The organism is Arthrobacter sp. JUb115 (assembly GCF_004365035.1).
In the GTDB taxonomy this organism is placed as follows: Bacteria; Actinomycetota; Actinomycetes; order Actinomycetales; family Micrococcaceae; genus Glutamicibacter.
In genome coordinates, this window is the sequence record NZ_SOBS01000001.1 from 370,386 (window position 1) to 384,361 (window position 13,976).

General features: G+C 55.4%; 6 protein-coding genes and 1 pseudogene. 2 read left to right on the plus strand and 5 right to left on the minus strand.

Annotation, left to right across the window (positions count from 1 at the left end; translation table 11 throughout):
- Positions 1–90: 90 nt before the first annotated feature.
- A complete protein-coding gene (locus tag EDF61_RS18690) occupies positions 91–8,286 on the minus strand; it encodes an SdrD B-like domain-containing protein (protein WP_166650660.1) in 8,196 nt (2,731 codons plus the stop codon).
- Between the two features lie 1,508 nt (positions 8,287–9,794).
- Here EDF61_RS18690 and EDF61_RS01765 point away from each other — a divergent pair.
- Together EDF61_RS01765 and EDF61_RS01770 are read left to right on the plus strand one after the other, a co-directional pair.
- Positions 9,795–10,337: pseudogene (locus tag EDF61_RS01765) on the plus strand (type 2 periplasmic-binding domain-containing protein); the annotation flags it as partial.
- A 141-nt stretch (positions 10,338–10,478) separates the two neighbouring features.
- Positions 10,479–10,802 carry a putative quinol monooxygenase gene (locus EDF61_RS01770; protein ID WP_286172052.1) on the plus strand — a complete coding sequence of 108 codons (324 nt, stop codon included), beginning with the start codon at positions 10,479–10,481 and terminating at the stop codon, positions 10,800–10,802.
- Here EDF61_RS01770 and EDF61_RS01775 read toward each other — a convergent pair.
- The 4 genes from EDF61_RS01775 to EDF61_RS01790 form a co-directional block, all read right to left on the minus strand.
- Positions 10,789–11,289: a GNAT family N-acetyltransferase gene (locus EDF61_RS01775; RefSeq protein WP_105661729.1), complete on the minus strand. Its 501-nt coding sequence runs from the start codon at positions 11,287–11,289 to the stop codon at positions 10,789–10,791. The two genes, EDF61_RS01770 and EDF61_RS01775, sit on opposite strands and share 14 nt — an antisense overlap.
- Positions 11,290–11,305: 16 nt before the next feature.
- Positions 11,306–11,485: a hypothetical protein gene (locus EDF61_RS01780; protein WP_133833061.1), complete on the minus strand. Its 180-nt coding sequence runs from the start codon at positions 11,483–11,485 to the stop codon at positions 11,306–11,308.
- Between the two features lie 31 nt (positions 11,486–11,516).
- Positions 11,517–12,887 carry an NAD(P)/FAD-dependent oxidoreductase gene (locus EDF61_RS01785; RefSeq protein ID WP_133833062.1) on the minus strand — a complete coding sequence of 457 codons (1,371 nt, stop codon included), beginning with the start codon at positions 12,885–12,887 and terminating at the stop codon, positions 11,517–11,519.
- A 154-nt stretch (positions 12,888–13,041) separates the two neighbouring features.
- On the minus strand, positions 13,042–13,974 hold the full coding sequence (locus EDF61_RS01790) for a 4-(cytidine 5'-diphospho)-2-C-methyl-D-erythritol kinase (RefSeq protein ID WP_105657483.1): 933 nt from the start codon (positions 13,972–13,974) through the stop codon (positions 13,042–13,044).
- Positions 13,975–13,976: the final 2 nt, after the last annotated feature.

Genomic DNA, 13,976 nt, shown 5'->3' on the forward strand with positions numbered 1-13,976 from the left:
CGGTCGAGAAATATTGCTAGGAATAGGCAATGCCCGGATCTCCTAAATGGGAAATCCGGGCATTGCTTTTTGTATTACTTCAAGAGCTGACTAGCTGTGACGTCCGCGAGTGCGTCGAGCCAAAACTAAACCAGCCGCCGTCAAGACCAAACCAAGCGCCAGTAGCCACAAGGCAGTGAAACCGGTGCTAGCCAGTCCATCGTCTTTTGGCTTCTGCGTCTGCTGCGGTTCCTCGGAACCATCCACAGAGTCCGAGCCTGAAGGCTGATCAGACTTCTCAGCAGAGGTTGGATCCTGTGAAGGATCCTTGCTCTTCTCTGGCGACTCGGTTGAATCTTCTGCAGGTTCCTCGGTTGGATCCGTCGGGCTCGGCTCAGTTGGATCCGTCGGGCTCGGCTCAGTTGGATCCGTCGGGCTCGGCTCAGTTGGATCCGTCGGAGTCGGTTCAGGATCTTCGTCTAGATAGAAGCCGAAGTCGAGAGTCCCGTCGTGATCCCCATCTTCGGTCAGACCTTCAGACTTAGCTTCCCAAGTCGAAGAGTCCTTATCCCGGTCGGTACCATTTTCCTTGGTTGGCAGGTAGCCATCCAAAGCATCAGCGGATTCCTCCCGATCAATGACCACCGTGTAAGACTCTCCATCCTTCAAGACCGGAAGATCCTTGAAGTTGTAGTAGCCATTCTCGTCAGTGGTTACCGGACCGACTGGGTTCCCGTTGACATCAACAACTTCCTTGCCGTCCGGGCCGATCAGTTTCAGCACGACACCCTCAATTGGGTCTTCGTCCTTATCCTGAATTCCGTCGCGGTTCTTATCGACCCATACATAATCGCCCAAGGAAACCGAAGGTTCCTCAGTCGGCTCAGTCGGCTCAGTCGGCTCCACGATAGGTTCCGTCGGAGTCGTAGGTTCCGTCGGTTCCGTCGGAGTCGTAGGTTCCGTCGGTTCCGTCGGAGTCGTAGGTTCCGTCGGTTCCGTCGGAGTCGTAGGTTCCGTCGGCTCCACCGTAGGTTCCGTCGGAGTCGTAGGTTCCGTCGGCTCCACCGTAGGTTCCGTCGGAGTCGTGGGTTCCGTCGGAGTCGTAGGTTCCGTCGGCTCCACGGTAGGTTCCGTCGGAGTCGTAGGTTCCGTCGGCTCAACAGTTGGTTCAGTCGGCTCTGGTTCTGGTTTCAGAACCACACCGGCATCCCACGTTGGGTCGATACCCTCAGTAGCCTTGAACTCCTGATCGGCGTAATCCTTGGTCAACGAAGAATTCTCGTCATCCAAGGTGAACTTGATAGTCAGGCCAGACTTCGGATCAGCATCCGAGTCATTCGCATCATCTTCCCCAGCATCCTGCGAAGTAAATTCATACTTCTCAGCCTGCTCGGCAGTCAGCTCGAACTTGACCTGGTAATCGCCGGCCAGCAGCTCATCAAAGATATAGCGGCCATTCTTATCGGTAGTCGTCGAGGAAACTTCCTCACCGTTACCGTCAAGCAGAATTACCTTGACGCCATCAAGAACTTCAGAATCGCCTTGCAACCCATCATTGTTCTTATCAACCCAGACATAGTCGCCCACGGCATAAGTCTTGACCGGCTCAGGTTTCAGTACAAAACCGAAGTCCAAGGTTGGATCGTGCTGACCATCTTCGGTCAGACCCTCCGACTTGGCTTCCCAAGTCGATGAATCATTCTCACGGCTATCTTCCGTCTCAACAGTTGGCACATAAGGAGCCAAAGCTTCCTTAGATGCTTCTCGGTCGATGCTCACCGTGTAGGACTTACCTTCTTCGAGTACAGGAAGGTCCTTGAACTCGTAGAAACCGTTCTCATCGGTAGTAGTCGGTTCAACAGGATTACCGTTGACATCCACTACAGGTTTGCCATCTGGACCAACAAGAGTCAGAACAACATCCTTGATGCCCTTTTCATCCTCATCCTGTAGTCCGTCGTTGTTCTCATCAACCCAAACGTAGTCACCAACGGAGACCCGTGGTTCCTCTGGAGCAATAACAAAACCGAAGTCCAACGTTGGATCATGCTCGCCATCTTCAGTCAAACCCTCCGAAATGGCTTCCCAAGTCGACGAATCATTCTCACGGCTACCATCGGTCTCAATCGTTGGCACGTAAGGAGCCAACGGTTCCTTAGACGCTTCTCGATCAATGCTCACCGTGTAGGACTGCCCCTCTTCGAGTACAGGAAGATCCTTGAACTCGTAGAAACCATTCTCATCGGTAGTGGTCGGTTCAACAGGGTTACCGTTGACATCCACTACTGGCTCACCATCTGGTCCAACAAGCTTCAGAACGACATCCTTGATGCCCTTCTCATCCTCATCTTGGATTCCGTCACGGTTTTCATCGACCCAGACGTAGTCACCAACGGAGACCTTCGGAGCAATGAACCCGAAGTCCAGGGTTGGATCACGCTGACCGTCTTCAGTCAGGTCACCCGACTCAGCTTCCCAAGTCGAGGAATCTTTATCTCGATCGGCGCCGTTTTCCTTGGTTGGCACGTAAGGAGCCAATGGTTCCTTCGACGCGTCCTGATCAATGATCACCTTGTAGGACTGCCCCTCTTCAAGTACAGGAAGATCCTTGAACTCGTAGAAACCATTCTCATCGGTAGTAGTCGGTTCAACAGGGTTACCGTTGACATCCACTACTGGCTCACCATCTGGTCCAACAAGCTTCAGAACGACATCCTTGATGCCCTTCTCATCCTCATCTTGGATTCCGTCACGGTTTTCATCGATCCAGACATAGTCACCAACGGAAACCTTCGGAATCGTGACGAAACCGAAGTCCAACGTTGGATCATGATCGTCATTTTCAGTCAAACCCTCCGAAATGGCTTCCCAAGTCGACGAATCATTCTCACGACTGTCGTCAGTCTCGATGGTCGGAATGTAAGGAGCCAAAGGTTCCTTCGACGCTTCACGATCGATGCTCACCGTGTAGGACTGTCCATCTTCGAGAACCGGCAGGTTGTCAAAGACGTAGTAGCCGTTTTCGTCGGTGGTGGTTGGCCCAACAGGCTTCCCGTTGACATCCACTACTGGCTTGCCATCCGGCCCGGTGATGGTCAGAACGACATCCTTGATGCCCTTCTCATCTTCATCCTGGATTCCGTCACGGTTTTCATCGATCCAGACATAGTCACCAACGGAAACCTTCGGGGTAACAAATCCGAAGTCCAAGGTTGGATCGTGCTGCCCGTCTTCAGTCAGCCCCTGTGAAATGGCTTCCCATGTCGACGAATCATTCTCACGACTGTCGTCAGTCTCGATGGTCGGAATGTAAGGAGCCAACGGTTCCTTAGAAGCTTCCCGATCGATAGTCACCTTGTAGGACTGTCCATCTTCGAGTACCGGCAGGTCCTTGAATTCATAGAATCCATTCTCATCGGTGATAGTTGCTTCAACGGGGTTGCCGTTGATATCAACTACTGGTTCACCGTCAGGTCCAGCGAGTTTCAGAACGACATCCTTGATGCCCTTCTCATCTTCATCCTGGATTCCGTCACGGTTTTCATCGATCCAGACAAAGTCGCCAACGGAGACCTTCGGGGTAACAAATCCGAAGTCCAAAGTTGGATCATGCTGGCCGTCTTCGGTCAGACCGGTAGAGGTTGCTTCCCACGTCGAGGAGTCATTCTCACGGCTATCATCTGTCTCGATGGTCGGAATGTAAGGAGCCAACGGTTCCTTCGACGCTTCGCGATCGATGCTCACCTTGTAGGACTGTCCGTCTTCGAGGACTGGTAGGTTCTCGAAGATGTAAAGGCCGTTCTCATCGGTCATGGTCGGCAGCACTGGGTTACCGAAGACATCGGTAACTTCCTTGCCATCCGGCCCGGCGAGGGTCAGAACGACATCCTTGATGCCCTTCTCATCCTCATCCTGCAGACCATCACGATTTTCATCGATCCAGACGTAGTCACCGACCGAGACCTTCTCCTTCTCCTCAGGCTTGAAGGTGATACCAGTCTTGATTGGCTCCTGGCTGCGGTAATCGGTTTGGCCATTTACCTGAGCCTGGGCTGCGTAACCAAAGGAGTTCCACGCCGGCGCGAAGTCCGAAGCGCCCTCGGGCATTTCAGTTTCCGAAACGGTGGTGAAGGTCAGCGATACTCTCTCGCCTGGCGCAAACCCTTCGGACGAATCCAGGACAAGTTTGATGCCCTTGATTTCCTTCGGATTAGCGGGACGCTCGGTGGTCCAGTTTCCGTCGCAACCAGCCCATGGATCCTGCATATTTGCGCCGGTTGGCTTGCACAGCGCAGGGTCGCCGGTCAGGTAAGAGAGCACCATGTCGGTTCCTGCAGGCACTTCTGGCAGCTTGATGTCCAAGAGGGTTGGAATCCACTGGGAACCACGCGGGGTGCTGGCTTGGGAACCCGTTACACCGGTGTCACCGATGTAGGGGAAGATATCCAGAATTTCCATGTGCTGCGCGTTGACGTTACCGGTGTTGGTGACGCTGAGGTTCCACTCGGCAATACCGCCCGGTTTGGTCTCCACGATGCATGGGTAACGATAGAATCCGCCTTCAAATTCGTAGCAGGTGTCAGCGTTTTCAACCTTAGAGTTGACGTTGTACACGCCGGTCTTCTCGGTCTGTCCACCTGTCAGAACCTCGCGAACGAGCTTACGTGATGAGTAGGCTTGGCCTTCGATGATCGAAACGAGATTGTCATCGCTGCTCTCTTCGGAGTTGTCACCGCTGAAGGTGACCTTGTTCTCCAGTTTTTCTTTCGCGTTCAGCCCTCCACGCACCGTGGTTGGGAGCTTCACGGTGATCGATTCGCCCGGGTACAGTTTGGTTCCCTCGGGGAAGCTGAACTTCAGAGAGTTGCCTTCTTCAACCGCAACAACCTTCGAGGTATCAACCGCGCTGCCTTCCGGCGCTTGGTTGAACTTCTTGTCAAAAGAATACGTAGTCAGCGACTGCCATTCAGGATCAAGAATCAGCTTCGGACCCTGAGCATCGCTTGGCAATATATCGGTAATGACAGGATTCAAGATCGCGTCGGTACCGTTGTTGGTGGCCGTGAACGTGTAGTTCAACTCACGGCCCGGCGCGATCTGACCGTTGCGAGCATCCGAAGTCTTAGAAACCTCGGAATGGGTCTTTCCCGGGTTGAATACCAGATCGTCGGTTGCGTCGTCGGTGTCACGATCCTTGCCCAGACGGGAGACCTCTGCCGAAGCAGTGTTCTCGGTTGCCAGTGCCTGGGTTTCGCCAGGATTACTCTGACCGTCTTCGAGTGCAATCAGTTCACCACTGCGCAGGGTGTACCGCGGCAGAACATTGAACTTGATGGTCGTGTCATTGCTGACAAGTTCTTCAAAGTTCCGACCTTCAGCAGTGACTCGAACGCCTTGAACCTGATCATTAGCAGGCGCAGTAGTAGTCCAGTCGCCGCCTTCAGCGACCAGCGTTCCATCCTTCGACACATACTCCGCACCGGTGAAGTACTCGATGGTGACATCGTAGACACGGCTGTTTGGGACGGGATCCCACCCGGCGAAGTCGAAGGTGTTCCAGAATGTTGGATCCTGATCCACAATCTGAACATAGTCGGCCTTGTGGGTTCCGCTATTAACGTTCAAGGTGACGTTTACCGGTGCGGGGTTACCGTTGCTGGTAAAGAAGTCGATCGGGCCTTCGGGGTTGAACGTCTTGGTCAAAGTTGCATTGAGATCCACCGAGTTTTCGGTGATGATCTCCAGCGGTGCCTGTGGTTCTTTGACAGCCGATTCGTCACCGCGCTGAACGGTCGCTACAGCCGTGTTAGGCAGAACGTAGCCGCGCTTGCCGTCAATACGGTCAAGCTCGGCCAATGCTGCGTCGATGGGTTGTGCCGGATCCGAGCCACGGAGGTCATCGCGCAGCTTGGTGCCAACAGAGAGCCAGAACTCGGCGTCGCGTGGAACCAGCTTTTCGCCGTCCTTCGCGAGGCTGAATTCAAATGCTGTGACTTCTTCCCAGCTGCGTCCGTCCGAAAGCGTTGGGGTCAGAGCGTCCGCACCGGTGAAGTTCAGGTCCCCAGCAGCGGTCTTCAAAGTCAGGTGGGCTAGATCCTGGAGTGCTTCGTCAGACAGTCGCACACTGATACTTGTAATGTCAACGTAGTCAAAAGGATTAACCTCGCCGTCTTTCGAATCAACGATCGACAGCTTGTCGACACCATAGGTTGAAGTGTTCTTCGCCCATAGGCTCAAGGCGCTCGTTGGGTTCTTGTTCGTCGGCGCCTCGGAAACAGGTTTCTGAACGATGACGCTCGGGTCCCAAGACTTCGAACTTTGCAGCTGAATCTTCTTGTCGACCCAGACTGACCCTTCGGTATCGTCACCGTTGTTGACACCCAAGACGTTGTCGGTCTTCAACTCATCGGATAGCTCCGTAATGACCTCGAAGTTGACTAATGCCTGCACATCCTTGTCGTGCGGGAACGAGCCTGAATCGCGAGTGTAGGTAATCTGAACTCCGGTAGCACTTTCGGGCAAGATGGTGTTTTCGATTGCCTTGCCGTCTTCGGAGATGACCAAGTCATGCCAATCACCGCTGGCATCCTTATATTTTACAACGACCTTAGTGGCCCCCTGGGTAGCCGGCACCGAGATGCTGTTGGCCTTGAGTGCGGGGACCATTGATGAGAAGTCGTCGGTCTGCACGATCTCGCGGACGTCCATGTTGGTGTTGTTCTGATCAACCTTGGTGTTTAGCCAAACGGTAGTCTTGTCGCCCGGTATACCTTCGATGCGGTGAGGGGTAAACCCCTTGCCACCGATCAACGCGAATTTTGGCTCCTGGACCAGCAAGGTCGCATCGGCTTCGTCTTCGACGACATCTTGGTTTCCAGAGGGAGTGCCCTGGCCCAGAACAACGTTCTTGTAGCCGTCGGGAGAAACTGCGGTTGCCAGAACACCGAATTCGAACTCGTATCCAGATCCAGGGGCGAAAGTGCCGTCGAAGGAGATTTCAAAGCCCTTGACGTCACTACCCGCAGGAAGATTGTCAGGCAAGGAGATCTTTCCGTCATTGTTCTCAAGTAGGTATTCTATGCCGTCAACCGTCAGCACACCCGCGGTGGCTCCGGCTGGCCAGGTGCCGCCGTTGAACTGGTCGAAATCAATACCTTCGCCGAACGGTGAAGTACCCGTTGCGGGTTCCTTCAAAGTTAGATTAGTGAGATTTCGATTTGAGGTGTTGGTCAGTCCAAGCTTCACCGTAGAAGCATTGCGCCCTTCACCAATTTCTGCGGCATCACCAGCAACGACCAACTCCGGGGAGAAGGACTTCGTGGCATCTACCGTGTAGTTTGCCGACTCAATCACGAAGCTATCTTCAGCAGTGAAAGGGTCATTCTGTTCGCCGTTAGGGAGTACAGCGATGATGTTGGTTTCATTCGCGACCACAGCGGCTTCGGCACCATCGCGTAGGACGGTGTTCAGTGGAATCGATCCAGTTGTACCGTTGGCGATGATTCCGCCTTCGGTGTCGGTTGATTTCGTTGAGGTGAAGACGAATTTAAACCCGGTAATGGTTTTTAGATCAAAGCTCTCCGGGAATACAGGCGGTGCGTTAGGGTTGGCGGTTTCTAGAACCTGAGGTTCTGGCGCGTCACCCACGAAGTAGGAAACGACGAGTTCATCGGCACCCTCGGGGTAGACAATGTCACCGAATCCGGTGAATTCAACTGAAGCGAATGGAGCGGAATTGCCTGATGGCTCCTCGATGATCAGCGAAGTTGCGCCCACCTTTGAGGTGTTCTTGATTCCTCCGAGCGTCGCGCTGATGTTCTTATCAGCTCCTTGCTCCAGCACATCTTCGGACCACTGCTTAGTAATTTCGGCGTTGGGAGCCAGATCAATGTTCGGAACAACAGCTTCGGCTGGGTCCTTGATGGATCCAAGGTCAGAAGTGAGTTCTGCTTCGTTAATCAGCTGCTGGCCGTTGAATTTTGGGTCCGCGTTATCGGGGAACTTTGCCACGATGGTTATCGTGTAGTCGGTGCCATCGTTGATACCGATTTTCCCGGGGCGGTCCTCAGAGGTTTCATTGAAAGTCAGCTTTACCGAAGTGCCATCTTCCGAGGGTTCTTCGGTAATATCCTTCGCGAACCCGTTGTAATTAATGCTTTCCAGCACCAATGGTTCAGGAAGGGCATCAATCAGAAACGCATCGCTACACGGTTCAGTGTTTGAGGAGCAGCCCAGCTTGATCTCGTAGTTGACGAAATCGCCCGGACGAATCACTTCATTACTGGTCAGATTCTTTTCCAAGAACATGCCAGCACCGGCGGCGGCACGAGTACCAACTTGCGGTGCTATTGTGCCCTGAATATTATTGACTGCTGTGGACTCTTTGTCCGCTCTTGAATCACTTGCTTCTTGACCTTCCGGTCCGCCTTCTTGCGAGTCGGCGCTTGCGACAGCTGTATCTGCTACAGACGAATCGGAGGAAGGCGCGGCCACTGCTGGCGCTACACCTGCCATTCCAATTCCGACGGTTATCGCAAGGAACGAGGCAAGCATAGATTTCCAGCGTTTTGATACGCCAGATTCGTGCTCTATTCGCATTTTCATATTCCCAATTACCGTTGTTTAGCAGGGTGGTAAACACCCGTCTGGTTCCCTAAACGCAGACTTCCCCCACTGTGGACATCGCGAGTCTAGCAAGGTGATAAATGGGACTATCAGGTTGGAAATAGCTGAGGTCAGGGAAGGATTACTATGCGAATTTGCGCGTTATGCATACGAGCTAGATTTCCAGAAGCTCGCAACCACGGATTTTATGATCGAAGATCGCTATTCTCTCTCAGATACATTCATGCTGAGCCAAGTACGCGTTTCGATTTGAAAATTTTCATACCTTACTAAATTTGGCGTTGGAAAATGATTTTGACATGGCTATATTTAGAACAGCTCTCTCGGTGAGTAGCAATTGAAGTCATTCGCGCCAGAGGATTTCACTTTTCGTGACACTGGAGCACGAAGGGAAGGTGAAATAATCACGCGTCAGAAGTGATGTGATTCTTCCCAATTTGGAGCTCGTGAATTATCTACCATCTTCACAGAACTGCAAGTACTTCAAGAGTGTCCAACTGAAAATAACCTTTCGTCGGCTCACGGGTTAAATTCACCCCAAAATTCACCCTTTCTAACCCATGAGCGCTAAATCTCTAACTCACGAGTTCTAGGTCGATCATTTCCGCTGACACAGTTATTGCTGACTCAGTTATTTAGTAAATCCCTCGTGGCCAAGTACGCGTACAAAGGCTGTTCGCCGGCATCCGGCGGGTTTCTTAATTTCCGGCACCTCTAAAAGCGCCTTACTGCTGACGACTGTATCGGCCACTCGATCGTCGAATGCAATGGGCTGATTCTAAGTGAACCCCTCGATGCAACGGTTGCTTTTTTCATAGACCCGGGGGCTACCTAAATAAGAAGACAAACAAGGTAAATACATTCGGCGACATGTCTTGTAACCAATAGGTTGCAAGACGTCTCTTCGAACACCGCTCCCCCGCATCAAAAGCACTGAAAATTCAACGCTTCGAAAGTCTCGCAACCATGGGCTTCAAGTAGCAACATCTAGTCGTGCGTACAAGCCCGTTGCGAGACCTTGCTGACATGGAATTTCGGTCGATGTGAATACTTGCATGCATTTGTGAATTGAAAAGTTACTCTGTGCCCGTGTTTATCCCTGGATCACCGAGATGACGGTAGAACGTGGCACGGCTCCACCCGACCAGGCGTGCTGCGTCTTCGGCGGTGCGTCCCTTGCGCCAGCCTGCACTCCGACCTTGATCGAAGCCAACAGCTCCGTTCAATTACGCATGCTTCGTGAGGGCAGGCAAAACTTGGCGATGCTCCATCAGCAACCCCCTGACGAATACGCCTCGTGGAAGCTACGCCAGGAAGCCTTTGGCCTGGCCATACGACCTGGTTCGGCGCTCATGCATGAGGCCGAGCTGACTGTGCCCTCCTTGGACGGCGTTCGTGTGCTTATCCACTCGCGGGATCAGGTGCCGACGCCGCAACAGGAGGGGATTCTCGGCAGTGCCTTGGAGGCGGGCGTGCAGCCAAAGTGGCAGTTTGCGCAGTTCGTTGAACACGCCAGGGCAAGTGCGGAGGTTGCAGATGCCGATGTGGCGCTGGTCAGCCAGATGACAGCCCAACGCCAGTTGCCTGGTTGGCGTTGGCGGCCAATACTTGGCCTCCCGCTCGAGATTACGATGTGGCTGGTGTCTCAACGGCAAACACGAGCAGCCGTCCAGGCCGCAGCTCAAGCCGTCGTAAGCTATGCCGCAGCCAATCCGCCAGGAGGTGAACTTTAGTGGTTCATATCCGCCTCGTTGCTGGAAAGCCGCCAATCGAAGTTACGACTTAACCGTCAAACGAAGCTAACAATCACACCTGCGTAAGTCGGCCAAAAAGAATTCCCGGAAATACTGGTTTCCGGGCCATCTCCTTATACTGTGATTTTTCCCCAATCCACTCAAGATCGTGGCAGACTGGCGAACATAGGAATTGTGATCATGGAGGGCCGGTTGCTGTGCGCGGACGCGGCTGAGGCTGAATTGGTGGAGAAATTGCTGCCGGAGCATATACGCCTCACCAAGGCGGAAGACGGCTGCATTTCTTTCTCTGTCACGCAAACCGGCGATCCCTGGGTCTGGCTGGTGCACGAGGAATTCGAAGACAGTGCCGCTTTCGAGGCCCACCAGCAGCGGGCCGCGAAGAGCGAATGGGGCCAGACGACCTCCGGATTGCAACGAATCTACAAGATCAAGGGCTTATAGCCAGGTGCATTTTGAAGCCCACATGCGACGCGGTAAATCCTAGCCCCTCGTAAAAGCGGTGCGCGTCCTGGCGTTGCGCGTCGCTTGTCAGCTGGACCAGCGGAATTCTCTTGCTTTCGGCTTCGGAAATGGCCCAGCGGATCATTTCCGTTCCCAGGCCCCCGCCGCGCAACGCGCTGGCCACGCGCACTGCCTCGATCTGCATCCGCTTAGCTCCCCTGCGCGCAAGACCCGGCAACATGGTCAGCTGCATCGTGCCGGCAATGGCTCCGTCATTGCCCTCCACCACGATCAGCGTATGCGCTGGGTCTGCGTGAATCTCGTTGAAAGCCTCCAAATACTGTTCCCCGGCGTCCCCAGCGTCCGCATGCTCTGCACGACGGATCTCATCATCTGCCATCAAGGCAATGATCTGTTCAAGATCCGTTGCCCGTGCTTCGCGCAGGAGGTAGTTCTGGCCGCGTGCCGACAAGCTGCAGGCGCCCATGGGCTCCTCGCGCACCTCAGGCACGGGCCCTGGGCGTACGCGCCGCACCCACCGAGATGGCCATGACGATGATTCCGGCACCTTGCAGTGCCCAGCCAAGGATTCCGGCCTGCATCAGCGTGATCATCAAGACGCCAGAAATAATGAGCACTAGTGCTAGTGCGCAAACATAGATTCCACGTTTATCAAGTCCCATGGCCACAGCCTATGTCCCGCAGTGCCAGCGCTCAAGGCTTTCCGGTGATTCTATCGGCCAGCACGGCCAGCGGCGAGGAGCTCCCCCGTCCTTTCAGTTCGCTTCGATCTGCGGCACCATAGGCTGCATAGAGCCCCTTGGTTGCCAGCCAGCGCAGTGGTTCCGGCTCCCATTTGCGCACCTGGTGATTGACCCACGGCAGATTGGCCAATTCAGTGCTTTCCCCGAGGATCAAGTCGCGCAAGGTTCGTCCGGCCAGGTTCGCTGCGCCGACCCCGGTGCCGACATAGCCGCCGGCCCAGCCCAGTCCGGTCGCCGGGTCCAGCCCAACGGTAGCGGCCCAGTCCCGCGGCACTCCCAGTACCCCGGACCAGGCATGATCGATTCTCGAATTCCGGGTCTGCGGGAACATGCGGTGCAGGATTTCCTGCAGTCCCTCCACGGTGCTTTGCGGCGTCTGGCCATCGGCATCCGTGCGCGAACCATATTTATACGGCACTCCCCGGCCTCCAATGGCAATGCGGTGATCCGCGGTGCGCTGGGCATACATGTAGACGTGGGCGTAGTCCCCCAGCACCTCGCCGTTGTTCCATGCCAGTTCGTCCCAGATGGATGGAGCTAGCGGTTCGGTGGCAATCAAGGACGAATTCATCGGGAGCCACAAGCGCTTGTGTCCTGCTAGCCCGGCAGTAAACCCTTCGGTGGCACGGATGATGTACTCGGCGTTCAATGACCCACCGTCGAATTCGATGCGGCGTGCGCGCAGTGTGGTGGCGCGGGTGTTTTCATAGATCCGTACGCCGAGCCGCTCCACGGCTTCGGCGAGTCCGCGTACCAGTTTTGCAGGATGGATTCTGGCCGCGTGCGGATGCCACAGCCCGGCCCGGGCATTGGCGACGTTGACCTTGCCTTGCGCTGCCTCGGCTTCAAGCAGTTCGGTGTGCGTGTGTTCCCATTGCGCGTCGGCCATGGCATCGGCGCGCAAGCGCTTTTCCTGGGCAGGGGTGTAGGCAACTTCGAGTTCGCCGCCCTGCAGGATATCTGCATCGATCCCCTCGGCAGCGCACACCTCGATGACCTCGGCGACGGTCCGGTTCATGGCCAGCTGGAAGTCATTGACTGCTTGCCTGCCATGGGATTTCAGGTAGCGTTCGCGGGCAGCGGTGATGGTGTTGGTCAGCCATCCCCCATTGCGCCCCGAGGCGCCGTAGCCCACGTGCCGGGCTTCGAGGATCGTGATGCGAAGATCCGGGTTGGCCTTGGCCAGGTAATAGGCGGTCCACAGTCCGGTGAACCCGGCACCGATGATGGCGACATCTGCGGTGCCCTGACCGCGTAATTGCTGGCGTGGCTCTGGCAGGCCGATGTTTTCCCACCAGTGCGAAACGTGTCCATTGAGCATGTTGTATTCCGCCCCAGATCCAAAATGAATGGCTCTCAATAATTGCCTTGGGACTCAGCCTAGGGCCGGGCCCAGGGCGCAACAAGAGGGGTGGCGGAAAATGATGCAGGAAATCCCTGCCCGGCCCAAGGCCAGACAGGGACTTCCGGAAAAATTATTCGGAAACGGTGATGTGCGCTCCGGGCGCTGGAGCGGTCACCGGGATGGTAGCGACGCCCACCTCATCGCCCAATTGGGCCATGACCTCTTCAGCATGCTCGGCATCTTCGACCAGCAGAGCCAAGGTCGGCCCCGAACCGGAAACCATGGCTCGCAGGGCACCGGCGCCTTCTGCCATATCGCGCATGGTGCCTAGTTCCGGGGCAAGGGCCAAGGAAGCCTGGGTCAGGTCATTGGCGAGTACTTGGGCCAAGGCTGGCGCGTCCGAAGCCATCAGCGCTTCGATGACCGCCGGATCGATTTCCTGCGGGACTTCGATCTCCGTGCCGGAACGCAAGCGATCGAGCATGCCATAGACTCGTGGGGTCGACAGGCCAAAGCTGGCCGGGATCAGCACCCAATGGGTCTTGGCACGAGTCAGCAACGGGGCAAGCTTGTCGCCGATGCCCAGGCCGATGGCGGCCCCGCCCATCAAGGCGAAAGGCACGTCAGCACCGAGGCGTGCGCCCAAGCGGCCGAGTTCTTCCCGGTCCAACCCGGTTCCCCACAACTCGTTGCAGGCTACCAGTGTGGCCGCCGCGTCTGCAGAGCCTCCACCCATTCCGCCGGCGATCGGGACGCGCTTGGTGATGTGCAGGTTCGCTCCGAGGCTGCAGCCCGTGTGCTCGCGAAGCAGCTGGGCTGCCTGGTGCACCAGATTGCCTGCACCCAGCGGAAAGCTTTCCGGTTCGGAGACCACAGGGGAATTCGGTTCCAGGCTCAGCTGCAATTCCCCGTCGGTGCGCAGCGTCGCTTCAATCTGCTCGGCCAGGGAAACCGCAACGTAGAGGCTCGCCACTTCGTGGTATCCGTCTTCGCGAGGAGGACCGACCTTGAAGTAGCAGTTGATTTTGCCCGGTGCGGTCGCGATGACACGCTGCTTAGACATGC

Coding starts and splice junctions, on each gene's coding strand:
- EDF61_RS01790 (WP_105657483.1), bottom strand. CDS start 13,974: ATGTCTAAGCAGCGTGTCATCGCGACCGCACCGGGCAAAATCAACTGC.
- EDF61_RS01780 (WP_133833061.1), bottom strand. CDS start 11,485: ATGGGACTTGATAAACGTGGAATCTATGTTTGCGCACTAGCACTAGTG.
- EDF61_RS01775 (WP_105661729.1), bottom strand. CDS start 11,289: ATGGGCGCCTGCAGCTTGTCGGCACGCGGCCAGAACTACCTCCTGCGC.
- EDF61_RS01785 (WP_133833062.1), bottom strand. CDS start 12,887: ATGCTCAATGGACACGTTTCGCACTGGTGGGAAAACATCGGCCTGCCA.
- EDF61_RS18690 (WP_166650660.1), bottom strand. CDS start 8,286: ATGTTCTTGGAAAAGAATCTGACCAGTAATGAAGTGATTCGTCCGGGC.